Source organism: Natronorubrum sediminis (genome assembly GCF_900108095.1).
Lineage (GTDB): Archaea > Halobacteriota > Halobacteria > Halobacteriales > Natrialbaceae > Natronorubrum > Natronorubrum sediminis.
In genome coordinates this window covers 111,398-136,899 of the sequence record NZ_FNWL01000005.1, presented here as the reverse complement: position 1 = coordinate 136,899, position 25,502 = coordinate 111,398, and the positions used below count along the sequence as shown (strand labels likewise).

Here is a 25,502-nt window from a genome sequence, read left to right as displayed (position 1 = left end):
CAATGAGTCGGTTCGTCTGTGGCGAGAACTGTACGGTCGACGACGAGACGACGCTCGGTCACGGTGAGTTCGAGGAGCCGACGAGAGTCGGCGACGACGCGACCATCAGAGCCGGGTCGATTCTCTACGGAGACGTCACTATCGGCGACGAATTTACGACGGGACACGACATTTTGGTCAGAGAAGCGACGACGATCGGTGACGACGTGCTCGTGGGGACCAAGACGGTTATCGACGGCCAAACGACGATCGGCTCCCATGTCAGTTTGCAAACGAACGTCTACATTCCGACCGAGACGACGATCGGCGACAACGTCTTCATCGGCCCGAGCGCCGCCTTGACGAACGACGAGTACCCGATCAGAACGGACAACGGCCTCGAGGGACCGACGATCGAAGACGGCGCGTCGATCGGCGCGAACGCGACGCTGTTGCCCGGCGTGACGATCGGTGAAAACGCGTTCGTCGCCGCCGGCTCCGTCGTTACGGAAGACGTTCCGCCGAACACGCTCGCCGTCGGGACGCCCGCGAAAGAACGTCCACTACCGAAGCCACTCGAGGGGGCGAACCAACTCGTATGACCGGGACGAACCCCGGCTCAGGGGGTGACTACCCCGAGCGAACGGAGCAGACGAGTGAGGCCCGATCGAACGCTCGAGCGGACGGCGGCGTCGCAGAATCCGACGCTTCTGGTGATGCTGACGATGCCGCTGGCCGCTCGAGTGACGCGAATCCGCCGGCCGACGAGTCGACGAAATCCGTTTCGATCGCGGCCCCCGACCTGGGATCGGACGCCCTCGAGCGAGTCGAATCCGTCCTCGAGAGCGGGATGCTCGCCGACGGCCCGGAAGTCAGAGCCTTCGAAGACGAGTTCGCCGACTACTGTGGCACGGATCGTGCCGTCGCCACCTCGAACGGGACAACGGCCCTCCACACGGCGCTCGAGGCGCTCGGCCTCGAAGCGGGTGACGGCGTCATCACGTCGTCGTTCTCGTTCGTCGCGAGCGCGAACGCGATCAGACTCGCCGGCGGAACGCCGATCTTCGCCGATATCGACCCCGAAACGTACACCCTCGATCCCGCTGCCGTCGAGCGAGTGCTCGAGGACCGAGACGATGTCGTCGGGATCATGCCGGTCCACCTCTACGGGCTCGCCGCACCGATGGACGACCTCTGTGCGATCGCGGACGAACACGACCTGTTCGTCGTCGAAGACGCCTGTCAGGCCCACGGGGCGGCGATCGACGGCGAGCGCGTCGGCGGGTTCGGCGACGCGGCGTGTTTCTCGTTCTATCCGACGAAGAACATGACGACCGGCGAAGGCGGCGTGATCACCACCGATCGAGCCGACGTCGCCGACCGCGCCGCGAGTTTCGTCAATCACGGGCGAGACGTCGGCTCCGACGGCAACTACGACCACGTCCGTCTCGGCCACAACTACCGACTGACGAGCATGGCCGGCGCGATCGGCCGCGCCCAACTCGAGCGACTCCCCGAGTTCAACCGCGCCCGCAGGGAACACGCGGCTTACTACAACGACGAGTTGGCATCGCTGGCACTCGAGACGCCGACGGAACCGGCGGGCTACCGTCACGTCTACCACCAGTACACGATTTCGACGGACGAGCGAGACGCCCTCGCGTCGACGCTGGCGGACCACGATGTCGACACCGGCGTCTACTACGGAACGCCGATTCATCGACAGCCCGCCTACGAGACGGTGAGTACGGCCGCAGCGACGCTTCCGCAGACCGAACGGGCGAGCGAGAGCGTCCTCTCGTTGCCCGTCCATCCCGATCTTACGGCGGCCGATCGACGAACCGTCGTCGACGCGATTTACGACCACTTCCACTCATGAACCGAACACCCTCCGCACGACCGATCAGCGCCGGCGTCATCGGCGTCGGCTCGATGGGCGAAAACCACGCGCGCGTCTACAGTGAACTGCGATCGGTCGACCTCGCGTGCGTCAGCGACAACGACGACGAGGTCGCCCAGCGAGTCGCCCGCGAGTACGACACCGACGCCGTCGCGTTCGATACCGTCCTCGAGCGCTGTGACGTCGTCACGGTCGCCGTGCCGACGAGCGTCCACTACGACGTCGTCTCGAAGTGTCTCGACGCGGGCGTCCACGTGTTAGTCGAAAAGCCGATCGCCGAGACCGTCGAGGAAGGCCGAGCGCTGGCTGAACAGGCAGCCGACGCCGGACTCGTCTTGCAAGTCGGTCACATCGAACGGTTCAATCCGGCCGTCCAGACGGTCTCAGAGTTGATCGACGACCTCGAGGTCATCAGCCTCGAGGCCGAACGCCTCGGCCCGCCACTCGAGCGAACCTCGCTCGGGAACGTCGTCTCGGACCTGATGGTCCACGATATCGACATCGTCAGAGCCATTCTCGACGGCCAGCCTGACGCCATGACCGCGATGGGGACCGACGACGGCCAGTACACCACCGCCACACTCCAGTACGACGACGTGGTGGCCTCGCTGACGGCGAGTCGCGTCACGCAAAAGAAAGTCCGTCGGCTCACCGTAACCGCTCGAGAGTGCCTTCTCGAGGTCGATTACCTCCAACAATCCGTCTTGATTCACCGAAACTCCTACCCCGAGTACGTCGTCGACGATGGGAAACGACGCTATCGCCACGAGAGCGTCATCGAACGCCCACGAGTCGACAACGGCGAACCGCTTCGTCACGAACTCGAGGCCTTTCTCGAGGCCGTCAGAACCGATTCCGAACCGGTCGTGACGGCCGAAGACGGGATCGCCGCCCTCGAGACGGTCCAGACGATCTCTGCACTCGTCGACGACGAGACTCCCAAACGGGAGGTGCAAGCGCAATGAGCCGAGAGACGGCCGAGCAGGAAACGACCGGATCGGCCGAAAGCGGAACGAACGGCGACGACTCGGCGATCGGCCTCTATCGAGCCTCGTGTTCGAGCGACCGACAGCGCGAGTTGCTCACGTCGGGCGAGACTCCAGTGGCCGTCTACGGCCTCGGGAAGATGGGGCTCCCCCTCGCTGGCGTCTACGCCGAACGGTTCGGAAACGTCACCGGCGTCGACATCGACCCAGCCGTCGTCGAGCGGATCGCGGACGGCGAGAGCCACATCGTCGGCGAACCGGGTCTCGAGACGCTGATCGCCGACCAGGTCGACGCCGGCCGACTCGAGGCGACCACGGACGGCCAGCGGGCAGCCTCGATGGCCCGAATTCACGTCATCATCGTCCCGACGCTGCTAGACGACGATCAGCAGCCGGATTTGACGACGGTCGAGTCGGTCGTCGACGACATCGCCGCCGGCCTCGAGCCGGGGGATCTCGTCGTCGCCGAATCGACGCTGCCGCCGACGAGTTGTCGTGACGTCATCCAGCCCCACCTCGAGCAAAAGAGCGGCCTGTCGGGCGACGAGTTCGGCCTCGCGTTCTGTCCCGAGCGAACGTCGTCCACGACGGCGCTCCGGGACATCCGCGGGGAGTACCCGAAGGTCGTCGGCGGCATCGACGACGAGAGCACCCGCGCGGCCGCCCTCCTCTACGACGAACTCTCGAGCAACGAAGTACACCCCGTCTCCGACGCGACGACGGCCGAAGCCGTCAAAGTGTTCGAGGGGATCTACCGCGACGTCAACATCGGGCTGGCGAACGAGTTGGGCCGACTCGCGGACGAACTCGGCATTTCGGTTCGCGAAGCGATTCAAACGGCGAACGACCTGCCGATGTGTCAGCTCCACGACCCCGGCCCTGGAGTCGGTGGCCACTGCATCCCCTACTACCCCCACTTCCTGCTGGCTCAGAACGACGAGCCGATGGCCGTGACCCAGACCGCCCGGGAACTCAACGACGAGATGCCGACGGTCGTCGTCGACCGCCTCGAGCGAGTGCTCACAGCCGAGGACGCCGATCTCGACGGAGCATCCGTCCTCGTGCTGGGCGTGACCTACCGGCCAGGCATCGAGGAAACGCGAGCCTCGCCGGCACTGGGCGTGATCGACGCGCTCGAGGAGCGCGGAGCCGACGTCGCCGGAATCGATCCGCTCGTCGATCCAGAAGCGTACGGCGCTCGAGCGCTCGAAATCGACGAGCTTTCGAACGAATCGTTCGACGCCGCCGTGCTCGTCACCCCACACGACGAGTTCGACGCGATTTCGTGGGACGACCTCGAGCCGATGGTGATCGTCGACGGCCGAGACGCCCTCGATCTGGCGGAGACCGACCACCGTGTGTACACGCTCGCGGGGAAAGTCGACGGACAGTCACCGGCGGGTGGCCTCGCGGGCGACGAGCTGAAATTAGGTGGCGAGCGATCGCTCACGGCAGACGGTGGCGTGAGCGAACGGGCTGGTGATCGAACGACGACCAGCGTTTCCTCGGCCGACGAGCCGACGACCGACGGCCGACACGGAGGGGACGATGTATAAGGGAAGTCGAATCGGCGTCGTCGTCACGGCGTACAACGAAGCGCCGTTCGTCGGGACCGTCATCGAGACGGTTCCCGATTTCGTCGACCGAATTTACGTGATCGACGACGATTCGCCGGACGATAGCTGGAGCGTTATCCAGCAGGTCGCCTCGAGACTCAACGACACCGCCGCCAGGGACCTCGAGCCGGCCGTTACCGACGGCGGTGACGGACAGCGAGTCGTTCCGATCCAACACGAGGAAAATCGCGGCTACGGCGCAGCCGTCAAGACGGGCTACAGAAACGCCGTCGACGACGGCATGGACGTCATCGCCGTGATGAACGGCGACGGCCAGATGGACCCCGACATCCTCCATCGGATCATCGACCCCGTCGTCGACGGCGACGCCGACTACGCGAAAGGCAACCGACTCCTCCATCCTGACGACCGCGAGGATATGTCGGCGTTCAGGTTCTTCGGCAATGCCCTGCTCACCGGGCTCTCGAAGTTCGCCTCCGGCTACTGGGCCATCGGCGACCCCCAGAACGGCTACACGGCAATCTCGAGCGAAACGGTCGAATCACTGGACCTCGATGGGATCACGGACGAGCACGGCTTCCTCAATCACCTCCTCGCGCACTTGAACGTCCACGAACGCCGCGTCGCTGACGTACCGATGACGGCGATCTACGGGGACGAAGAGAGCAGCATTCGTTACGTTCCGTTCATCCGGTTCGTCTCGATGTTGTTGCTTCGAAACTTCCTCTGGCGACTGAAAACCAAGTACGTCGTCTCCGAGTTTCACCCAGCCGTCGTCATGTACGGCGCGGGATCGATCGGGGTGGCCGGTGGAAGCGCCGGATTGGTCGGATCGGTCGTGCGGACGCTGCGCGGCAACGACGGCTTCGCCGGAGCGATTGGCTCCTTCGTCGCGTTGGTGCTCGGGATAATCGCACTCGGACTCGGGATCTGGTTCGACGCCGAAGAGAGCGCCGACCTCGAGGTGACGGAGTACGAGTACACCGAGTCACCAACGAACACGGAACAGTATCGAGAAGCACCCTGATACGGACTGCTGTGAGTCAGTTCCGACGCAACCGCAGGACGGGTCGTGGTCGTGCCGATAACTCGTCACAGCAGTCCGTACAACTCGAGTATATGGCGGTTTTGTCGCTTCTCGAATCACGTGCCGGCCGAATGCGATGCCGACGAATATTAATCGATCGTGTAGCGGACGATATCGTCGCTCTCACACGCTGGACAACACGTCGTTTCCGCTGAGACGTTCGTCCCGCAGTTTCGACACTCGTAGATAATAGTCGTCTCGCTCTCTGGCGTCGACTCGCTCGCGTCGGAATCCTGCGTCGATGCGGGCGAGTCGGTACTCGTCTCCGATCCGGTAAAGAGATCAGATAGTAAGCGAGAGAGACTCATCGGCTAGTGATACCGATTATTTTACTGATTCATCCATAAGTGTTTCGTGTTCGTTTATCCCGAATGTCGTTTGTGAGAAAATTCATACATATATAGCATTTTTTCGTCGAATAAAACGGTAGCGACGGCTGCTACGATGAAATTGCTGACTCGAGGTCGGAGCGAGCGACTCGAAGGAGTCCTCGAGTCACGACGGAACGGTACCAGTTCGTGGGAACAACTGACAACCACGACATCGTGTATTTCAACGGCCCCGACCATTAGTTCAGTGAGAAGGCTTATGAAGATATACTCGGGTGGTCCCAGTATATGGAACCCAATCAGGATCCCCCTGCGGACGGAGAATCGAACACGAGCGAGGAACCCGCGACGGTGGGTGCCGAGGTCGTCGCCCCGTTACCGGGAAAACCGACGGTAACCATCGCCGCAACGGGATCGAATCGAGAAGCGACCGATCGAGCGACGAACACGCTCACGATCATCGGTCACGGCACACCCTCGAGTTTCGAGTTGACCGTCGACGGCGAAATTCACCTTCGGGACGAACACGGCGACACCAACGTCACGATCATCTCCGGTTCGGCCGTCGAAGGAACGATCGAACAGGGGACGATTCGCTTCGAGTTCACGGGGGAACTCACCGACGTGACGTTCGTGGATCAGCAGATTACGGGCGTCTCACCCGCAACTGCGCCGAACGTGCACCTCGACTACGCCGCCCCGCCGGAATCGCGGCCGTGACACGGATCGGTGTGCCGTGTTACCAGTGATCGCTACCCTGGTCGAGCGATCACCGGGACAGAATCACGACAGACCGTACGAGAACGCGGTGAACGGATCCAACAGGATCTTGTAGCACGATTGCTTCGGGTTCGGTGAGGACACGACGTAACTCGGAGAGTATGGACGACACGAATCCACCCGACGGCGACCGACCGGACGACACCGACGACTGGGACGACGACGAGGGATGGCTCACCCCCGTCGACGACGACATCCTCGAGTTAATGCAAGAGAGCTACATCTACGCACCCAAACACATCGAACAGGAAGGGCTCTGTCGCGGCCCGGACGCGGCGTATCGATGTCGGGAACTCACGAAACGAGGCCTGCTAGAGCGACAAGCGATCGGCATGTACGAGATTACGGACCTCGGCGAGCAGTTCCTCGCAGGCGAGGTCCACCCGAGCGAGCTCGCACTCGAGGACGAGGGCGAAGACGCGGACGAGAACGCTGACGATGGCGAAGACAGCGAAGGCAGCGAAGACGACGCAGACGACGCAGACGACGCAGACCCAACCGGGTAACGACTCTCCGGCAGAACTGGACCCGAGCATCCCCGCACGACGAACACCACGATTTGAGCCGCCAGCTTCGTTCACGAAGAGTCGACGGCTTCTGGAAGTTGCTCTCGAGAAAGGAGACGACCTCCGCAGTAGCGAGGAAGCCGTCGGCGATCCGTCCAACTTCCGTTCCGTCTTCGAAACAACACAGCGTCGGAACCGACTCGAGGTCGAATCGCTCGAGCAGGGCGAGGTCATCCCCGGGATTGACCAGTCCGATCGGAACGCCGGTTTCACGCGCGACGTTTCACAATACGGGTTCCATCGCCTGGCACTTCCCACACCCGCTGGTGTACAACTCGATTAGAGCGACGTCGTGTCTCTCGAGAAATCGATCGAGCGCGTCACCGTCCTCGAGGTGCATCGGGGGTGGCGTCTCGTTCATACACGCCTTCGCACGCGAAACGTGAAATCGGTAGCGACCGGGAGTCGACGAAATCCGGTCTCGTCGCTGACCGTTCACGCGAGTTGTTCGCGTGAATCCGTCGAAAGCGCGCTCGAGTCTCGGAAGCGATGATCGGTTCGGTCGCGTCTCGCGGACAACGGCTGCGGGTAGCTCAGTAGTCGTTCGCCGCTTCGTTTCGGCTCGTTTCACGCGTAATTCGGTGGATACCCTGTGGAAGGTACTGAAGTGTGGCCGGTGAATTTGTACCCCAAACCGGTACGGTCGAGCGATGACCCGGCCCGCACCGACGCCCGACGAGCGCGGACCAGCGACGCGAAAATCAACCCTGTTCTGTTGGGGCTGCGATCACGTGAGTCCGGTCGACGGCGACTGGGATCAGTGGACGCGACCCCACCACTTCGAGTTCGTCTGTCCCGTCTGCGAGACGACGATCATGAAACGGTCGCGTCGAGAGCACCAGTCGATCGACCCATCCTCGACGCAGTCACCGCTCACCTGGCACCACGCGCTCAGGGCGACGCTTCACATCTGGCGAGTGACCGTCGGTATCGGACTCACGAGTCATCGAGCAACGGCATCCAACCGGAGTGGCCGTCGGTGACGCGACGGCGACGGCAAACTGACTCGAGGAACAGTACTAATTCGTCGACGAGACGAACGATTTGCTCCCGAGGCAGTCACACCGATACGTCATCACCCAGACGAACATCCACTTTCTCTCGATATTTTACGGGCGATGTCAGCCCGCCTGATCCGATCAAAGAGTGTTGATCGACATATGTCCACCTTTATTCTAATTTAGGTATATTCGCCCACAACAGTAGAGCTTTAATAGTAGATTCCGATGTCCTAATCGAGTAGAAGATGACAAGTGGAAGTCTGACCACGGCAGAAGAAACCGTACTGGACGAAATTGAGGAGAAGGACATCGATTTCCTTCGATTGCAGTTCACCGACATTCTGGGGACGGTAAAGAACGTCTCAGTTCCGGCTCGACAGGCCGAAAAGGCGTTCGCAGAGGGAATCTATTTCGACGGCTCGTCGATCGAAGGCTTCGTTCGCATTCAGGAGTCGGACATGCGTCTGGTTCCGGATCCGGACACGTTCGCCGTCCTCCCGTGGAGGCAGAGCGAGGGGGGATCGTCCGCCAGAATGATCTGTGACGTCTACAACACGTCGACTGGCGAACCGTTCGAGGGAGATCCACGACGCGTGCTCAAGAACGCACTCGAGCGCGCCGACGAGATGGGCTACACGGTCAACGCCGCCCCCGAACCGGAGTTCTTCATGTTCGAGGAGGATGAAGACGGCCACGCGACGACCGAAACCGCAGACCACGGCGGCTACTTCGACCTCGCACCGAAAGACCTCGCCGCCGACGTGCGCCGCGACATCATCTACGGCCTCGAGGACATGGGCTTCGAAATCGAGGCGAGCCACCACGAGGTCGCCCGCGGGCAGTACGAGATCAACTTCGAGTACGACGACGCCCTCGCGACGGCCGACAACGTCGGCACGTTCCGCACCGTCGTCCGGGCCATCGCCGCCCAACACGACCTACACGCGACGTTCATGCCAAAGCCGATCCCGAAGATCAACGGCTCGGGCATGCACACACACCTCTCGCTGATGACCGAGGGCGGCGAGAACGCCTTCCACGACGAGGACGACGAGTTCAACCTCAGCGACACCGCCCACTCGTTCCTCGCGGGCATCCTCGAGCACGCGCCGGCGATTACGGCAGTCGCGAACCCGACGGTCAACAGCTACAAGCGACTCGTCCCCGGCTACGAGGCACCCGTCTACGTGGCCTGGTCCGATCGCAACCGCTCGGCGCTAATCCGCAAACCGGCCGCCCGTGTACCCGCGGCCTCCCGTGTCGAACTCCGCTCGCCCGACCCCTCGTGTAACCCCTACCTCGCGCTCGCGGTCATGATTCAGGCTGGACTCGAGGGCATCGAGCAGGGACTCGAGGCGCCGGATCCGGTTCGAGAGAACATCTACGAGTTCGACGAGGCAAAGCGCGAAGAGTACGGCATCGAGACGCTCCCCTCGAATCTCGGAAAGGCAGTCGACGCCCTCAAGGAAGACGAGGTTATCTACGACGCACTCGGCGAACACATCGGCGAGAAGTTCGTCGAGGCCAAATCACAGGAGTTCGAAGAGTACCTCATCGACGTCTCCGAGTGGGAACTCGATCGCTACCTCGAGACGTTCTAACGGCGTCCCGGCTCACCGCAGGTTTCGATTTTGCTCGCGTTTCGCTCGGTCGTCGCTCACTGGTCACTCACGCGATTCGGTCGGCTATCTCACTCGTTGGAACAGATCGATAGCTGATACTCGAGGGCTACCTCGCCACCAAACCCAACGAATGATACTTTGAAGTATCATACTTTAGAATATCATACTCTGTAGTACCGTACTCTGGAGTACAGTAATCGAGAGGGTTATACTGGTCGACGAACCTGAAACGCCACGCTGAGGAACTTCGCTGGACGCCAACGGATGGACAGGAGCGAGTCGAACTCGGGCCCCAGAACGAGGATTACGAGACGACGTACTCGCCGTCGGTTCGGTTAACGTAGCCAGCACTCGAGAGCGTGTTCAGGATGCTCAGAATGGACAGCTTGGACATCGAGAGCGTCGCGCCGAGGTCGTCGATGGTCGCGCCGTCGGTCGCCTCGAGATAGAGATACACCAGTTTGGCCTGGGTCGAATCGAGATCGCTTGGAATTGGATCGATGAGCGGAGCGGGTCGGTGTTCTTGTGAACTTATTGTCATCACTGACCCGATTCGGGTATATAAATCACACGTCGACAGTGTATATATTCGATTAACGGGTTGAGTAGGGTATTTTCAGGACAATCGTCGACTCGTGATCGTCACCGAGTTGTGAGTACGGGCGTGGTGTCGACTTCAGTCACTCCGTCGAACGAGCACACCCACGGATCGCCGACGGTTTGGGCCCTGGGACACAACGTCGACGACAAGATGACGACGAACGATCGACCCCGCCCGCCGTCTGCCCTCGAGCAGGACGTCCGGGAACGACTGGCAGCGCTCGAGTCCAGCGACGTCGAGACGCTTCGCGTGGCCAGCGACTACCTCGAGGAACTCGCGGCGTGGAAGGTGGCCACGGCCGAAGCGAGTTCAAAAGAGGGCTGTGACGAGCAGAGTGAAGGCGAACCCGATCCAGACGAGTATCCCGCGGACGTTCCAGACCGAGCGAGTGTCTCGGTCAAAGAAATCGCCGGGACGACCTATCACTACTATCAGTGGCGAGAGAGTGATCGAATCGAGTCGAAGACGGTACAGCGGTAACCGCCGGGCGTGGCAGTGCCCGGTGCCGTCCGATCTTACTCGAGGGCAGCTACCAGCATTGCTTCCACGCTACACCGACTGGTACGGCCCGAGTCGCGTTCCGTCGAGCAAATAGGCTTCGCCACTGGCGATGCCGGCCGGCAAGAACGGCGAGAGAAACGACTGGCCGGGGACGTTGATCCAGGTTCCACCGACGAGGTCGTTGAACGCCGGGAGAACCACGACTCGAGGGGGCTCGACAGCCTCGTCGCTCAGCCACGAGAGCCCCTCGTACTCGGGTCGCGGTCGGAACGGCTTGGGGTCGAGTTCGCCGCGAAGCCACGTGCGTTCGACGCGGCTGCCGCCGACGTCGTCCTCGAGGCGGACGCAGGGGTGTTCGTGGCCGAGACAGAGCACGTCGCACTCGAGCGTGGCCGGTGCGGGCCAGGTGTGACCGTGACAGACACCGACGGTACCCTCCCCCAGGTCGATGCCGGCACCGGAGACGACCGTCACGCTCGTCTCGATCTCAGCTTCGTCCTCGGTGAGCCACGTCTCGATTGCCCCGTCGTGGTTGCCTTTCACCACCGTGACGGGAATCGTCCGCGGAACTGACTCGAGTAAGACCTCGAGTTCGCCGCGTTCGGCCCCGCCTGGGTCGCCAATCGAGTGCATGAGATCGCCAAGTACGACGAGTCGGTCGGGATCGGTTCGCTCGAGGAGCGTGAGAAGGCGTTCGCGGCGCTCTGTGGCCCGACTCGGAACCGTGACGCCGCGTTCGTAGCGCAATCCGGCTTCGTAGCCAGCGTGATAGTCGGCGACGAGCAGTGCGCGTTTGTCACCGACGGTCGCAATCGCCGCCGGTTCGTCGGGAACCGGTTCGACGCGGGCCACGGCGGATCGACGGGACTCGTCGGACATGAGTAAGCTCGAGAACGGAGTTAGATCGCCTTGAGCGTCTCGTCGTCCGGTTCGTAACACTGCCCGCCCATGAGCGCGTCCTGAATCGCGTCTTCGACGTCGCCTTCGGCGACGCCCGTCTCGTCAGCGACGGTTTCGACGAGTTCCGATCGGTCGGCACCGTCGCCGTCGTCGAGTTCTTCCATCGTCTCGACGACGGCCGTCTGCAGGTCGACGTCGTCGGCGGGGTCGTCGTCCTCGCCAGCGAGTTCGTCCTCACTCACAGATTCATCAGCGTCGGCAGCGTCGGCTGCGTCCGTCGCCGTCTCTTCTTCGGTCTCAGCAGCGTCGGCTCCCTCCTCGAGTTCGTCCGTTGGGTCAGGTTCGGGTTCGGACGCCGTCTCGAGTCCAGATTCCGGTGGCTCGCCGATGTCGTCATCGTCGTCAGGCGACGCGTCGACGCTCTCTGCAGTGGATTCACTGGATGTGTCGTCAGTCCCGTCGTCCTCGGGTTCTGGGACGTCGATATCCGCCTCACCGGGATCGTCGACCTCACCGCCGGTCGTGAACTCGGTGCCGAACTCCTCCTCGAGTTGTTCGCGCTCGTCGTCGTCCATCTCGTACATTCCGGAGTCGCCAGCGTCGAAATCGCCGAGGTCGTCGTCCGGATCCGCCTCAGCGTCAGCACCTCCGCTCGATGGCTCGGCATCGCTGGGTTCGGATTCCGAGGACGGGTCGCTCGAGTCGGCCGTGACGGTGTCGTCGCCCTCGATCGAATCGTCGGTCGTCTCGGCGTCCGTTTCGAGTGGCGCCTCCTCGACTGGGTCGGCTGCGTCGGATTCGGCCTCGAGTGCAGCTTCGTCGGCTGCGTCGGATTCGGTTTCAGAGGCAGCCTCCCGATCCGTCGCGGTTGCTGTGCCGGCGGCCGATCCGGAATCGATCGACTCGCTCTCGCCGGCGACGGCCACCTCGGCGTCGGGCTCGCCATCGGCCTCGAGTTCGCTCTCCGCCGTTTCGTGTTGCGTTCCATCGGCAGTGTCGGTGCCCGCGAGCGATTCGAGTCGCTCGAGGTCGACGCTCGAGGAGGGGGCGAGCGAGGCGAACGTCACGTCGGCGTCGGGACTCGAGTCACTCGGCTGCAAATCGTGCGTGCCGACCTGGTCGCGCTCGTCCGCGACGACTTCGACGGCCTCGAGGGCGCACTCGCGAAGATCTGTGAGGTAGGCGGGCGTCGTTCCGTAGTGGTCCTGGGCGAGCGGGATGCCCGCGGCGAGGCCAGCGTCGGTGTCGACGGCCGCGAGCGCATCGCTCAATTCGTCGCCGTGGGCGGCCACGTCGGCTGCGGCGGCGTACGTGCCGATGCGTTCGAGCGTCTGTTCGGCCGCGCTGACGACCCACCGGTCGCGGGTGTCGGCGTCGACCGTCGCGATGCTCTCCGGACGAATCGAGGTGTAGACCTGATCGGAGTCGTCCGGCTGGAACGTTCGAGCCTTGCCCGTCACCGCGACGAATTCGGGAGCCTCGAGTTGCTCGAGGGTGGCGAGTTCGTCGGGTTGGTACTGGCCGGCGTAGACGACGAAGGCACCCGTCGGATCGACGATGCGGGCGCGAACCATCTCGTCGTTGACCGACGTGATTTCCGTCAGCGTGCCGACGGCGAAGATGCGGTTGAGTCGCGCCCCCGTCGGCGAGATGACGTAATTCGGCGCGCGTTCCTCGTCGCTCTCGGCGTAGGAGAACGACGCGTCGTCGTACTCCTTCGCGAACAGCCGGTAGGCGATCTCTCGGCCGGGAATATCCTCGCCGTCGTCGTCGTTGGCGCTCATGCGTCCACCTCCTCGAGGAAGGCCCGTGCACGGGCCGTCGGGTCGTCACTTTGCTCCTCGAAGGATTCGGCGTCGAGGTTCGAGCCGTACTCGTCGACCGAGAGGTGGCCGCGCACGCGGTACTCGAGGCCGACGATTCGGTCGCGAATCGTGTCGGCGACGACTTCCTGATCCATGGCTTCGCGGGCCTGTTCGAGGGCGTCCTCGAGCGTACCGTCGTAGACCTGTTCGGTCAGGTCGTCGTCGAGGACGACGGTGACGGCACCGGTGCCGTCGTCGAGGATCGCTTTGACCCGCATGTCGTCGATGCCGTCGACGTCGCCGTGGGTTCGACACTGGCCTTTCTGGACGACGCGATAACACTCGGGACAGCGCTGGATGAGCCCGGAGCCGTCGCGGACGGCGATCACGTTGCCGCTGAGTTCGACGTCGTAGATGCCACCCGTTCGGACGGCGTCGCCGACGTCCATCGTCGTCGCGTCGGCACCGACGTCGATCTCGCCCTCGAGTGACGTGACGCTCGAGAACTCCGAGACGTTGACTTCGGGGACGCCCCGGAACTCCTGGACGTAGGCGTTCTCGATGCGAACCGTCCCGCCGGCTTCGATTTCGGGTGCTGGATCCCAGTTCGTAAACGGCAGTCGGCCGCTCTCGTCGCCGAAGACGCCGCTCAAGATTTCGGTCTCGCCGTCGCGGCCGTCGATCGTCCGGCGTTCACAGTCCGTGACGGTGACTTCGACGGTGACGGCACGGTCGCCGGTATGGAGGTCGGCGAGTTGGGACTCGCCGCCGGAGTCGTACGGGACGTCGAGCGATTCCTCCTCGAAGGATAGCGACGTGCTCTCGCCGAGGTTGAGTTCGGGTTCGCCGTCCCACTCGCGGACGCCCGCGTTCCCCGCCGTGATCGTATCGCCCGACGAGAGACCGAAGTCCTCCCAGGCGGTGTAATCGATCGCACCGGTCTCGTCGGCGAGGCGACCCTCGACGATGACGTGGTCGTCGCCCTGATAGCGAATCGAGCGTTTTCCGGCCGTCAACACGACGCCCGTGACGGTGACGTTTCCGTCCTCGGGCGTGACATCACCGAGATCCTTGCTCGAGGGAGCACCGCCACCATCGCTCGAGCCGTCGCCGTACTTGCGCCGAAGGCTCTGCTTGGCTTCATCGATGGGGACGCTGTACTCCACCAGATTCTGCAAGTCTGCGGTAACCTCCTCTTTGTCAACACCGAGGTCGGAGGCAAGATCCTCAGCATGCTTATCGAGTTCCATCAGTGGCTTTTCGGGTGGGGGATTAAAAAGCGTTCGCGCAACGGAGCGAGCGGGTGAGGAAAACGAGTGGCCGAACGCGGTACTGCTTCGGGTGAGTGGTATTACACAACACGGACCACCATCTGGAACAGCGAAATGCCGGAATTTGCAGCCCTGAGAGTGCCAGGCAGCAGGTTATGGAAATGGCGCGGATAACGTGTATACAGCATGTCACCAGACGAGTCACCAACCCGACGGCGAATACTCAAGCTGAGTGCCGTCGCCGCCCTTCCAGCAGCCCTGGCGGGATGTAACGACGATAACGGGAACGGCAACGGCGAGAACGGTAACGACGAGAACGACGACGAGAACGGAAACGGCGAACCGATCGAGCCGGGAGAGATCGAACTCGACGGCGAAACGGAAGCTTGGACTGGCGTCGCACCGGACGAAATCGCCGACGAAGAGAACCCGACGCTCACCCTCGAAGAAGGAGAGTCCTACGAGATTACGTGGGAGAACATCGACGGCGTCGACCACAACATCGAGATTCGAGACGATGACGACGAGGTCGTCGACGGCTACGAGACCGACCTGATGGGCGACGAAGGAGAAACGCAGACGCTCGAGATCGACGAAGTGACCGACGAGATGACCCAGTACGTCTGTGAGCCCCACCAGTCGACGATGATCGGTGACGTCGAAGTGGTCTAACCGAGGGACCGTTCACAGGTTGTCACCAACGGCCAGCGATAGTCCGACGACAGCGCCATCGCGTCCGCAGTAGCTTCTTTAGGGACCGCTACGCAGCAAGGCGTATGCACGTCGTCGTCAACGCCGCCACGAGCGCGGACGGCAAACTCTCCTCGAGACGCCGCGAGCAGGTTGCGATCAGCGGTGAGCCTGATTTCGCCCGCATGGACCGACTCAGAGCCGAGAGCGACGCTATTGTGGTCGGCGTCGGAACTGTTCTCGCTGACGATCCACACCTGACAGTCAAAGACGAAGCCCTGTGCGAGCGACGGGTCGAAAACGACCGACCGGAACAGCCTGCTCGGGTCGTGGTCGACTCGAGCGGACGGACGCCAGTAGACGCCGCTATTCTCGACGACGCGGCCCCGACGTACGTCTGTCTGAGCGACGACGCTCCCGTGGACCGACGAGCGAATCTCGCAGACCACGCAACCCTCGTGAGTGCCGGCGACGACCGAGTCGACCTCCTCCGTGCGTTCGCCACGCTCCAGGAGGAGGGCCTCGAGCGACTCATGGTCGAGGGCGGTGGCGAACTCATCTTCTCGCTGTTCGAGTGCGGACTGGTCGACGAACTCCGAACGTACGTCGGTGGAACCGTCATCGGCGGGCGCGACGCACCGACGCTCGCCGACGGCGCGGGGTTCGTCGAAGACTTTCCGTCGCTCGCGCTCGAGCGCGTCGAGCGGATCGACGACGGGGCGTTACTGTGCTGGACGGTCGAGGACTGACTCGCACAACGCACTGTCGGACTCGAGAAATCGCTCGGTGAGACTGCGTCTACGTCGACTCGACGTTCTGTCGAACGGAGCGATCTGTATCAGTGAAGAGAAATCGGTCGTACTCCCCCTCGTACGTTCCCATGAGCGGTTCTCCACGGGTCGTATCGATACCGATCGTGTGTGGCTCGTCTAACTCGGCGTGCTCGTCGGCGTCGTCGTTCGGATCGTACGCGGTGAACGTAATGCTGTCATCGTCCGCGTCGTAGTCGTAGAGGAGCAGGTAATGACCGTCGAGGACCTCACTTCCGCTGATCGTTACCCCCGCTGATCCGACCGTGTCGATCGCCGAACGAATCTCGCTCGCCTGTTGCTGGTAGTCGATGAACTCCGGTCGAAGAAGCACCCACCGTTCGGCCCAGGTTTCGGGGTACAGAAACTGGCTTCGGTGGAAGCGTTCGATGTCGTCCCGGACTGGCGAACTGGACTCCTCGAGTGGTTCGTCGACGTCGGTGATCTCGCTGACCGAGTCGTGCTCGACGGGGACTGCCGATGGCGCTTCGAAGTACCACTGCGACGCCATCGCGATCCCGAAGCAAAACCCTCGTATCCCGAATAACCGGTTGGCGTTCGCGTGGAGTTCGTCAGCGATCGCTCCGATCGATCGATCGAACCCGGCGTTCGCTTCGACCGGTTGGACGACTGAACTCTCGGATGCGATCAGATACTCTCGAACGTCGCGGGCAGAGAGAAGCGCACTCGGCTCCGGTGGCTCGGAAGGCGTCGAAAAGTTGTCGAAGCCGAAGCCGTCGACAGCCGGATCGAACTCGCCTCCTCGAGCTCCGGAACTCGAGTCCGAGTCCGAATCCGAATCCGATATCGACGGAAGGCCCACTCTCGTCGCGAGAGAGAGCGACCCGATTCCTGTCAAAGCCGAGAGTCCGTAGAGGAGTTTGCGACGTGGTATAGTGCTCATAGTGATTTACTGTGTTCGAGTGGCTCGGGCGGACGAAAACCGAGTGAGAGACTCTCCGCGGCGTTCGACGGGCGCACGGTTGGCGCGGTAGGTACGGGAGCTGAAACTAGAGCTGTGACGAACCTCGTTCGTCGAACAGACCGTCGGGGCGTCTCGTCCCTCTCAGTGGGCCACACGGCTCGAGTACTCAATGTCTCCCACTAGTGAGCGATATGTACGCGTCCCCTGCAGTTGCTGGTCCAGACGGACACGCCTACGCTTTCAGCCTCGAGGTTCCTCGCATCGGTCGAATCGAAACGCGGCGGCTGGCTAACCCGTCACACCTTTCCTCGGGGACCGCTTAGGAAAGCGTATGGAACGAGCGACGTTCGGCGGCGGCTGTTTCTGGTGTATCGAAGCGGCGTTCGAAGAGCTCGCGGGCGTCGAGTCGGTCACCTCCGGGTACGCCGGTGGCCACACCGATGACCCGACCTATCGCGAAGTCTGTACCGGCCAGACGGGTCATGCGGAGGTCATCCAACTCGAGTACGATCCCGCCGAGATCAGCTACGAGAAACTCCTCGAGGTGTTCTTCACGGTCCACGACCCGACCCAGTTGAACCGACAGGGGCCAGACGTGGGCACGCAGTATCGCTCGGCCATCTACGCCCACAGCGACCAGCAACTCGAGACCGCCGAGGCCTTCGCCGCGGAACTCGAGAGTGAGGGGCTCTACGAGGGTATCGAGACGGAAATCGAGCCACTCGAGACGTTCTACGAAGCCGAAGAAGCACACCAAAACTACTTCGAGAAGAATCCACAGGACGCCTATTGTACGATGCACGCGGCTCCCAAAGTCGAAAAAGTCCGGGAGACGTTCACCGAGAACCTCGAGGGCGAACAGCCCTCGCCGTGAACTCGAGCGCGAGAGGATTCATTCGGTGACGAGCGGTCGGCAGTAGAAAAATTGTATCATTTGTACAAGACAGATTACCGGAGCGGTGACGGTCGCGTTCTGGGCACTGAGCCGACCGTCGGTTACTGGCTCGCTTCGAGTGCCGCAGCGGGAGTCGGTTCGTCTTCGAGCGCTCGCTCCTCGAGCCACGATTCGGCGTCGAGCGCGGCCATGCTTCCGGTTCCGGCGGCCGTGATCGCCTGCCGGTAGTCGGGATCCATCACGTCGCCCGCGCCGAAGACACCGGGGACGGCGGTTTCCGTCGCCGTTCCGGGCTCCGTCCGCAGGTAGCCCGTCTCGTCGCGCTCGACCGGCGTTTCCGCCAGGAACGCCGTGTTCGGGACGTGGCCGACGCCGTAGAAGATGCCGCCGACGTCGACGCGTTCGGTTTCGACGGACTTCCCGTCCTCGAGTCGCGCTCTCGGATGACCCGCCGGATGGGTGACGAGCGTCGCACCGGTGACGCCCGTTTCCTGCGAGCCGTGTATTTCGCTGAGTTCCGCGTTCCAGCGGAACTCGATCGACTCGTTCTCGCGTGCGCGACGAGCCATGATATCCGAGGCCCGGAGCTCGTCGCGGCGGTGGACGACCGTGACGCTGTCGGCGAATTTCGCGAGAAACAGCGCCTCTTCCATCGCGCTGTCGCCCCCGCCGATGACGAGCACGTCGTCGCCGCGGTGGAACGCGCCGTCACAGGTCGCACACGTCGAGAGCCCGTAGCCCATCATCTCGTCTTCGTTCGTCGCGCCGACCCAGCGGGCGCTCGCGCCGGACGCGACGACGAGCGCGCGAGTCTCGAGGACGTCACCCGAAGACAACTCGAGGGCGAACGGCGACTCCTCGAGCGAGGCGCGTTCGACAACGCCGTGGCGAAACGTCGCGCCGAAGCGCTCGGCTTGCTCTTTCCCTCGCTGGACGAGTTCCATTCCGCCAACGCCGTCGGGGAAGCCGAGGTAGTTCTCGACCTCCGTCGTCAGCGTGAGCTGACCGCCGGGCTCCGGACCCTCGAGCACGAGCGGCTCGAGGTCCGCCCGGGCGGCGTAGACGGCTGCCGAGAGGCCGGCGACACCGGAGCCGACGATGACGACGTCGCGGACGGCCTCGGTGTTGGTCGCCTCCATTATTCGGTGTGGCGCTCGATCAGGTCGCGAAGGTGATCCTCCGGCAGCGCGCCGGTTTGCTGTTCGACCTGCTCGCCGTCCGCGAAGAGCGCGAGCGTCGGCACGCCGCGAACGCCGTAGGCACCCGCGAGTTGCTGGTGTTCGTCGACGTCGACCTTCGCGATCGCGGCGTCGGTCTCTGCCGCCAGTTTCTCGAGAACGGGCTCGAGCATCTGGCACGGGCCACACCACGTCGCGAAGAAGTCCACGAGGACGACATCGTGATCGTCCACGACGTCCTCGAGGTGGGCTTCGCTCTCGATGTGGAGTGGTTCGTCGGCCGACGGATCGGATGAGTCGTTTTGGGTCTCAGTTGCCATCACGATGACGTATGTGCCGACAGTGTTTAAAGGTTTTGTGCATTCTGTACAATACACCTCCAATCGTAGAGACCCACTGTCTGCCGAGCGACTTAGGTGGATGTAGTGGAGGGATGCGTTCCTACATGGGCAATACAGTTGTCAGTAATTTGCTCAGGCAACTAATTTACAGCAGCCGGTCAGCCATACTTATTCAGAAGTTCTATTGAAGCGTTCGAGAGTGGAGTTCGTATGGAAGATTGGAGACGGCGTATTGGGTTGGCGCTTACAGCTGTCGCCGCCATCATACTCACCTATTCTGTCATTTACCAGTGGGCAATGCTGACGTTCGAGGGGCAGGAGATTCCGATATACAAGTCGATTCAGGTCGTTATCGAATCGCTTACCACCGCTGGATTCGGCGGCCATGCACCGTGGGAAAGCACTGTATTGAACTTCCTGGTTATCGGGATGAATGTCACGGGTGTTTTGCTCGTATTCTTAGGCCTCCCTTTGTTCGCTATCCCACTTCTCCGACAAGGGCTCAAAACCGAGCCACCGACGACGAGTGACTTGACCGACCACGTCATTATCTGTGGACATTCGGCACGAGACGATGTGCTGAGAAAAGAACTCGACGAAGTCGGGATACCATGCGTCTTCATCGAACAGGATCCAGACCTCGTTACGGAACTCGCAGAGAGTGGTATCGATGCGATTCACGGAGACCCAGAACAGATCGAAACCCTCCGTGCCGCCAATGCAACCGACGCCCGTTCCCTCGTCGCGGACGTCAACGACGAAGCCAATCCGACAGTTATCCTCTCGGCGCTTCGGATCAATCCGGATCTGGGAATTATCAGCGTCGTCCGAGACTACAAGACGGCATCGTATCACGAGTATTCAGGCGCGGATGAGGTCGTCCTGGCTCGTCAACAACTCGGAGACGCCTTCGGTAGACGAGCGACAACCTCCTTTGCAGAGAAACTTCGGAACGTCATTCACGTCGAAAATGACTACGAGATCACAGAGCTGTTAGTCGAAGAGGAGAGCGATCTGGCGGGGCAAACGATCAGAGAGGCGCATATTTTTGGCCAAACCGACCTCACGATCATCGGGGTATGGCTCGGCGGGAAGTTCGTTATCTCGCCGGACCCGGACACGGTTCTCGAAGAGAATACAATTCTTCTCGTCGCCGGCGAACACAGCGATTTCGATAGTCTAACTGCCCGATCAATTCCGACGCATCACCACCCCTCTCACGTCATTATCTGCGGGTACGGCACTGTCGGCTGGTCCGTCGCTGAGACGCTCGAGGAATCAGGTATTTCAGCGAGTATAATCGACCGTGAAAATCGGGATGCGGTCGACGTGGTCGGAGATGCTACCGACCCCGAAACGTACGAGAAGGTGGACATCGAGAACGCAGAGACCATCGTGCTTTCCTTGGACGATGATACGACGACAATTTACTCGACGCTAGTCATCCGGGAGTTGGCCCCCGATATCGAAATTATCGCTCGCGCAGACGATCCAGACACTGTCTGGAAATTGTACAACGCTGGTGCAGACTACGTCTTATCACTTCCGACGATTACTGGCGAGATACTCGCATCGTACCTGATCGACAAAGTCGAAATCGTCACCCCACAGGTGAATTTCGAGTTCATTCGCTCGAAAGCACCGTCTCTCGTCGGAGAAAGTCTCAGCGATGTCGATCTTCGCAGACAAACCGGGTGTACAGTGATCGCTGTCGAGAGAGATGATGAGTTGAAAACCGATCTGAGTGCAGGTTTCGTTGTCAGCGACAACGACATCCTCATCGCTGGAGGGAGTGAGAAGGCAATTGAAAATTTCAAGCGATTTGTCACAAAGTGACCGCGATCAGGTCGAACAAGCGGGTCTGGTTTCGTTCACCTACGCCTCACACCTCGAGCAGTTGCGTCGCCACCTGAGGACGGAACCGATGACGCCGAGCGTGAGGACGGTCACAGCGATCTGTCCGAGGCCAGCACCGAGACCACCGGCAGCGACGCCGCCGGAGACGGCCGCTGCACCTGGTGCGAGACAGCAGAGACTCGCAACGCCGGCGAGACCGAGCAACGACCGGCGTGACGCCGCGTCCGAACTCATACAGTACCAACACAGCCCGAATCAGATAGTGATTTCGGACGGTCAATGTCGAGAACAGGTCGCGACCCCCAGTGTGCCCATATCGGCGATCAGTGAGAGCGCAAGTACAGCGTGAAAAGTGGACGTTAGCCCTGTGCGGGAACGTCGGCTTCGGTCTGTTCGTACTTGTCTTCGAACTCGTGGATAAGCTGACCCATCTTCGCGTACCAGTCGTTCAACATTCGCTGCATGTCGTCTGCGATCTGTGACGGGTCGGTTGGGTGGTAGACGTGGTAGTACCCGCCCTGGTCGTAGTTGATCTGCTCTTTCTGGATGAAACCGCTCTGGAGCAGTCGCTGGATCGAGCGATAGGCCGTCGAGCGCTCGCGGTCGACGCGTTCTGCGACCTCGTCGATCGTCAACGGCTCTTCGCTTTCGACCATCGCGCGAAAGCAATCTTTATCGAGTTGTTTGAGGCCGTGAATACACTCCAGCAGTCCTTCGCACTCCATATCTTGCTGGAGTTGTTCTGCCATCGAATTCGCCATGTAGATGGTCAGGGGACGAGAGGGCATAAGGGTTATGTGAATATTGCGCAATTTCGATGCGCCGGCGTCTCATCGCGTTTGTGACGGGCTTTGACTGAAAATCACGAGTGAAGGGAGGCGAATTCGAGCGTGAGAAACGCATCCCCCCTTCGAAACGAAGGAGGCCGCTTAGACGCCCGGAATCGGTGCGAGCGTGATTCCGTACATTGCAGCGACTGTCACGGCGATCGTGGCGACCACCAGCGGCGGCCAGATACGCGTACTCGAGACGGCTGGCGCGATACTCCCGCCGCCTGCGTACTTCACAATCACTTCGATCGCGAACAGGCTCGTCGTCGCGGCCGCGGAGACCATACAGAACGGACAGATTTCCCCGATCACGCCGAGTTGGAGGTAGACGAAGTACGCCGACGCGGCGAGTCCACCGACCGTGATCAGGAAGATTCCGCGCTCGAGCAGTTCGTGTTTCGTCTCGAGCCAGAGGCCGCCGAGGACGATCATCGTCGCGTAGTAGCCGGCACCGAGCAACGCCAGTGGAACGGGGCCGATGTAGGCCCACGTGCTCGTGATGACGGCCATGCTTCCCTCGGGCGTGATCTCAGACGGGAGCGGAAGTGCCCAGAAGTGCACCGCAGTGAGGAAGATGCTGGCTCCCCAGCCAACCACCGCGATAGCGAGGAACGCTCCCAGGAGCTTATTCACGTACTCACGCGGAGCGGACGGCTGTGCTGCGTTCGTCTTGGAGACGTGTTCGGTCATCGTAGTTTGGCGTTGGGACCATACCGACTTAATGCTTTGCATAGTTCCCACAATATTGTGCAATATAATTCCGAGGAGGAGATTCGTGAGAACCACGACGACTTCAAAACCAGTTTAGAGAGGTTCAGAGAGTCACTTTCGTCCGCCTCCACCGACGCGAATGCGAAAGAATCGTTTTTGTGAATTTGTGACTTTGTGCTTCGAGTGCAAAGGCGCTTGCTGAACAGTCGGCGAACACGGGAGGTCCGCCGATAGCCGTCGCGACGTACTCGAGGGAGGCGACGGACGTCCGGAAGTGCGGACTCGAGCGGTGTTTCACGTCGCTTACGAGCACGATGGGGGCGTCAGTCAGTACACGTGGGAGCACCCACAGTTACCTCGGAGGTCAATTCCTGGAGCGTGCTGGTCGACCGACTGCGATCGAAGTTGTGGGTATTGTACAACAGTGGTCGATCCACAACGAGCCGTCGAACCTCCTCAGTCGTGACGAGACAGGCCGTCGAACCTCCTCAATCGTGAGGGTGGAATCGCTTGACGGCACGATCGACCGCATCGGTCTGGCCGATAAACGTAACTCGGTCACCCTCACGGAGTTGGTGGTCGCCCGTTGGCACCTCCGTCGACCCGTCTTCGTGCGTGAGCAGTCCGACGATACAGCCGTCCGGAATTTCGGCGTTGACCGTCGCGATCGACTTCCCGACGAGATCCGCCGCCGTAACCTCGATTTCTTGGACGTCGCCGGTTCGTCCGAGTTCGTTCATCCACTTCGACAGGGACGGGCGCTCGAGGACGTTCTCGAGCGACCACGCAGTCGCCATCGAGAGGTCGATCGCGCGAACGCCGAGCGATTCGAATGCGTCGACTGCGTCCGGCTGGTTGACCCGCGAGGCGACTCGTTCGACGTCGAATGTGGTCTTCGCGAGCTGGCAGACGAGCAAGTTGACGTCGTCGTCGGGCGTGGTCGCGATAACCGCCTCGGCGTCGTGTGCGCCTGCCTGCTCGAGCACATCGGAATCGGTGCCGTCACCCTCGAGCGCCCGGAGTCCGCGTTCGCGAGCCGTCTCGACTGCGGTGGGATCCTCGTCGATCAGTAGTACGTTCTCTCCGTCCTGTTCGAGTCGTTCTGCGAGCGAGAGGCCGACTCGGCCCCCGCCGACGATGATGGTGCGCATCGGTGAAACCTCGAGTGTGTTCGCGATCTGTGGTGCGAGGCCAGCCTGGAGGACGACCGTCGCGAAGATGATCAAGAAGACGGTCCCTCCGAGCAGTTGGGCCTCCTGGGGCCGGCCGAGTGCCTGTAACTCGACGGCGAACAGCGTGGCGACGCTAGCGGGGATGATCCCGCGCGGGCCGACAGCGCTGAGAAAGAGCCGTTCGTTGTGCGTGAATCGGTCGTTCGTCGTCGATAGGTAGATCACGGCCGGCCGGAGCACCAGCGCGATCGCGACGACGATGGCGAGACCGGCCAGGCCGAGCGCACGGATGTCCGCGAAATCGATCAGTGCCGCCAGTGCCACGAAGACGAACGAGAGCACGACGACCGAGAGATCGTCGAGGAAGTCGATCACCTCCTCGTGGTAGGGCAACTCGACGTTGCCGAGGGCGAACCCTGCCATTGCAGCGGCGGCGATCCCCGTCTCGCTTGCGAGCACCTCGGAACCGGCGTAGGCGACGACGACGCCGGCGAGCACGATCAAGCGCGCGTGTAGGGCGGCGGTGCTCGGCCTGAACTTCCCTCGAGTGAGGACCAACCAAACGCCGCCGGCGACGAGTGCGCCGAACGCTAACCCGACGAACAGCCGTCCAGCGAACTCGACTACGAGGTGGCTCGGACTCCCGTCACCGGCGACGAGGACCTCGAAGACCACGACTACGAGAATCGCCGCAGTTACGTCGTTGATCACACCTTCGCCCTCGAGGACGGCCGCAACGTGATCCCGGACGGTGACGACCTGCAGGATCGGACCGACGACCGTCGGCCCGGTCGCGATCAACAGCGCGCCGACGAGGAGACCGACCTCGAGACCGGTATCGAGGAACGTGACGACGGCAGCGGCCGTCCCGAGCCAGGTGATCGCCGCGCCGACGGTGATGAGGCGTGCGAGTGCCGTCGGACTCTCGCGGAGTTTCTCGAGGCGGAGGTGGTAACCGCCCTCGAAGAGGATGATCGCGACGCTAACACCGACCATCGCAGAGAGGCCGTCACCGAACGTCTCCTGGGAGACGAGTCCGAACACCTCGGGGCCGATCGCGATACCCGCGAAGATCAAGAAGAGAACGCTCGGAATCCGCAGCCGGTCCGCGAGAACGCGAGACGCGACGCCGAGAGACAGGACGAGCGCGACGAGCGCGACGAGATTCACGGTCGGTTACGCGCGAACG

27 protein-coding genes are annotated in these 25,502 nt (G+C 62.0%); 15 read left to right on the top strand and 12 right to left on the bottom strand.

The genetic code is table 11. The annotated features are described in order from the left end of the window. Window positions 1-2: 2 nt before the first annotated feature. From BLW62_RS17015 to BLW62_RS16995, 5 genes are read left to right on the top strand one after another with little or no spacing between them, the layout of a single operon-like run. Window positions 3-581 carry an acyltransferase gene (locus BLW62_RS17015; protein WP_090508228.1) on the top strand — a complete coding sequence of 193 codons (579 nt, stop codon included), beginning with the start codon at window positions 3-5 and terminating at the stop codon, window positions 579-581. Further along, entirely contained in the window at window positions 578-1,858 is a 1,281-nt protein-coding gene (locus tag BLW62_RS17010; protein WP_090508227.1) for a DegT/DnrJ/EryC1/StrS family aminotransferase, read from the top strand. Before BLW62_RS17015 ends, BLW62_RS17010 begins: the two co-directional genes overlap by 4 nt. Beyond that, window positions 1,855-2,844: a Gfo/Idh/MocA family protein gene (locus BLW62_RS17005; protein WP_090508226.1), complete on the top strand. Its 990-nt coding sequence runs from the start codon at window positions 1,855-1,857 to the stop codon at window positions 2,842-2,844. Before BLW62_RS17010 ends, BLW62_RS17005 begins: the two co-directional genes overlap by 4 nt. Continuing rightward, window positions 2,841-4,421, top strand: coding sequence for a nucleotide sugar dehydrogenase (locus tag BLW62_RS17000; protein ID WP_090508225.1), 1,581 nt, complete (start codon window positions 2,841-2,843; stop codon window positions 4,419-4,421). The genes BLW62_RS17005 and BLW62_RS17000 overlap by 4 nt, the downstream gene beginning before the upstream one ends. After that, window positions 4,414-5,469, top strand: coding sequence for a glycosyltransferase family 2 protein (locus tag BLW62_RS16995; protein WP_090508323.1), 1,056 nt, complete (start codon window positions 4,414-4,416; stop codon window positions 5,467-5,469). The genes BLW62_RS17000 and BLW62_RS16995 overlap by 8 nt, the downstream gene beginning before the upstream one ends. Before the next feature lie 149 nt (window positions 5,470-5,618). On the opposite strand, the gene BLW62_RS16990 is transcribed toward BLW62_RS16995, so the two are convergent. After that, window positions 5,619-5,837, bottom strand: a complete 219-nt coding sequence (locus tag BLW62_RS16990) for a hypothetical protein (protein WP_090508224.1) — start codon at window positions 5,835-5,837, stop codon at window positions 5,619-5,621. A 309-nt stretch (window positions 5,838-6,146) separates the two neighbouring features. Here BLW62_RS16990 and BLW62_RS16985 point away from each other — a divergent pair, with 309 nt between their 5' ends. The 5 genes from BLW62_RS16985 (at window position 6,147) to glnA (ending at window position 9,806) form a co-directional block, all read left to right on the top strand. After that, window positions 6,147-6,578 carry a hypothetical protein gene (locus BLW62_RS16985; protein ID WP_090508223.1) on the top strand — a complete coding sequence of 144 codons (432 nt, stop codon included), beginning with the start codon at window positions 6,147-6,149 and terminating at the stop codon, window positions 6,576-6,578. Between the two features lie 161 nt (window positions 6,579-6,739). Further along, a complete protein-coding gene (locus BLW62_RS16980) occupies window positions 6,740-7,144 on the top strand; it encodes a hypothetical protein (RefSeq protein WP_245726742.1) in 405 nt (134 codons plus the stop codon). Continuing rightward, complete coding sequence (locus BLW62_RS19250) at window positions 7,077-7,487, top strand: hypothetical protein (protein WP_175459790.1); 411 nt, start codon at window positions 7,077-7,079, stop codon at window positions 7,485-7,487. The genes BLW62_RS16980 and BLW62_RS19250 overlap by 68 nt, the downstream gene beginning before the upstream one ends. A gap of 367 nt (window positions 7,488-7,854) precedes the next feature. Next, window positions 7,855-8,187, top strand: coding sequence for a DUF8106 domain-containing protein (locus BLW62_RS16970; protein WP_090508222.1), 333 nt, complete (start codon window positions 7,855-7,857; stop codon window positions 8,185-8,187). Window positions 8,188-8,450: 263 nt separating this feature from the next. Beyond that, the gene (glnA, locus tag BLW62_RS16965) at window positions 8,451-9,806 is read left to right on the top strand and encodes a type I glutamate--ammonia ligase (protein ID WP_090508221.1); all 1,356 of its coding nucleotides are present in this window, start codon (window positions 8,451-8,453) and stop codon (window positions 9,804-9,806) included. A 325-nt stretch (window positions 9,807-10,131) separates the two neighbouring features. On the opposite strand, the gene BLW62_RS16960 is transcribed toward glnA, so the two are convergent. Beyond that, window positions 10,132-10,368 (bottom strand): helix-turn-helix domain-containing protein, encoded by a 237-nt coding sequence (locus BLW62_RS16960; protein ID WP_245726741.1) that lies wholly within the window; start codon window positions 10,366-10,368, stop codon window positions 10,132-10,134. 210 nt (window positions 10,369-10,578) lie between these two features. On the opposite strand from BLW62_RS16960, the gene BLW62_RS16955 reads away from it, so the two are divergent. Further along, window positions 10,579-10,908 carry a hypothetical protein gene (locus BLW62_RS16955; protein ID WP_090508321.1) on the top strand — a complete coding sequence of 110 codons (330 nt, stop codon included), beginning with the start codon at window positions 10,579-10,581 and terminating at the stop codon, window positions 10,906-10,908. Between the two features lie 69 nt (window positions 10,909-10,977). On the opposite strand, the gene BLW62_RS16950 is transcribed toward BLW62_RS16955, so the two are convergent. The 3 genes from BLW62_RS16950 to BLW62_RS16940 are packed head-to-tail and all read right to left on the bottom strand — an operon-like array spanning window position 10,978 to window position 14,884. Next, window positions 10,978-11,808, bottom strand: coding sequence for a metallophosphoesterase (locus BLW62_RS16950; protein ID WP_090508220.1), 831 nt, complete (start codon window positions 11,806-11,808; stop codon window positions 10,978-10,980). Between the two features lie 20 nt (window positions 11,809-11,828). After that, window positions 11,829-13,613, bottom strand: a complete 1,785-nt coding sequence (locus tag BLW62_RS16945) for a hypothetical protein (protein ID WP_090508219.1) — start codon at window positions 13,611-13,613, stop codon at window positions 11,829-11,831. After that, window positions 13,610-14,884, bottom strand: a complete 1,275-nt coding sequence (locus BLW62_RS16940; protein ID WP_090508218.1) for a Single-stranded DNA binding protein — start codon at window positions 14,882-14,884, stop codon at window positions 13,610-13,612. Before BLW62_RS16940 ends, BLW62_RS16945 begins: the two co-directional genes overlap by 4 nt. Window positions 14,885-15,091: 207 nt before the next feature. Between BLW62_RS16940 and BLW62_RS16935 the strand changes: the two genes are divergently transcribed. Together BLW62_RS16935 and BLW62_RS16930 are read left to right on the top strand one after the other, a co-directional pair. Beyond that, window positions 15,092-15,577: a cupredoxin domain-containing protein gene (locus BLW62_RS16935; protein WP_090508217.1), complete on the top strand. Its 486-nt coding sequence runs from the start codon at window positions 15,092-15,094 to the stop codon at window positions 15,575-15,577. A 104-nt stretch (window positions 15,578-15,681) separates the two neighbouring features. After that, window positions 15,682-16,344, top strand: a complete 663-nt coding sequence (locus BLW62_RS16930; RefSeq protein ID WP_090508216.1) for a 2,5-diamino-6-(ribosylamino)-4(3H)-pyrimidinone 5'-phosphate reductase — start codon at window positions 15,682-15,684, stop codon at window positions 16,342-16,344. A gap of 49 nt (window positions 16,345-16,393) precedes the next feature. On the opposite strand, the gene BLW62_RS16925 is transcribed toward BLW62_RS16930, so the two are convergent. Next, window positions 16,394-17,308: a hypothetical protein gene (locus BLW62_RS16925; protein ID WP_090508215.1), complete on the bottom strand. Its 915-nt coding sequence runs from the start codon at window positions 17,306-17,308 to the stop codon at window positions 16,394-16,396. A gap of 352 nt (window positions 17,309-17,660) precedes the next feature. Between BLW62_RS16925 and msrA the strand changes: the two genes are divergently transcribed. Continuing rightward, the gene (gene msrA / locus BLW62_RS16920) at window positions 17,661-18,203 is read left to right on the top strand and encodes a peptide-methionine (S)-S-oxide reductase MsrA (RefSeq protein WP_090508214.1); all 543 of its coding nucleotides are present in this window, start codon (window positions 17,661-17,663) and stop codon (window positions 18,201-18,203) included. Window positions 18,204-18,325: 122 nt separating this feature from the next. Here msrA and BLW62_RS16915 read toward each other — a convergent pair whose 3' ends face one another. Then, window positions 18,326-19,363 (bottom strand): NAD(P)/FAD-dependent oxidoreductase, encoded by a 1,038-nt coding sequence (locus BLW62_RS16915; RefSeq protein ID WP_175459789.1) that lies wholly within the window; start codon window positions 19,361-19,363, stop codon window positions 18,326-18,328. Continuing rightward, a complete protein-coding gene (gene trxA / locus BLW62_RS16910) occupies window positions 19,363-19,722 on the bottom strand; it encodes a thioredoxin (protein WP_090508213.1) in 360 nt (119 codons plus the stop codon). The genes BLW62_RS16915 and trxA overlap by 1 nt, the downstream gene beginning before the upstream one ends. 231 nt (window positions 19,723-19,953) lie before the next feature. On the opposite strand from trxA, the gene BLW62_RS16905 reads away from it, so the two are divergent. Beyond that, entirely contained in the window at window positions 19,954-21,579 is a 1,626-nt protein-coding gene (locus BLW62_RS16905) for a potassium channel family protein (RefSeq protein WP_090508212.1), read from the top strand. Between the two features lie 39 nt (window positions 21,580-21,618). Here BLW62_RS16905 and BLW62_RS16900 read toward each other — a convergent pair whose 3' ends face one another. The 4 genes from BLW62_RS16900 to BLW62_RS16885 form a co-directional block, all read right to left on the bottom strand. Further along, complete coding sequence (locus BLW62_RS16900) at window positions 21,619-21,834, bottom strand: hypothetical protein (protein WP_090508211.1); 216 nt, start codon at window positions 21,832-21,834, stop codon at window positions 21,619-21,621. 125 nt (window positions 21,835-21,959) lie between these two features. Next, window positions 21,960-22,361: a helix-turn-helix domain-containing protein gene (locus BLW62_RS16895; RefSeq protein WP_090508210.1), complete on the bottom strand. Its 402-nt coding sequence runs from the start codon at window positions 22,359-22,361 to the stop codon at window positions 21,960-21,962. Between the two features lie 168 nt (window positions 22,362-22,529). Then, entirely contained in the window at window positions 22,530-23,120 is a 591-nt protein-coding gene (locus tag BLW62_RS16890) for a vitamin K epoxide reductase family protein (RefSeq protein ID WP_175459788.1), read from the bottom strand. A 509-nt stretch (window positions 23,121-23,629) separates the two neighbouring features. Then, entirely contained in the window at window positions 23,630-25,483 is a 1,854-nt protein-coding gene (locus tag BLW62_RS16885) for a cation:proton antiporter (RefSeq protein WP_090508208.1), read from the bottom strand. Between the last annotated feature and the right edge of the window lie 19 nt (window positions 25,484-25,502).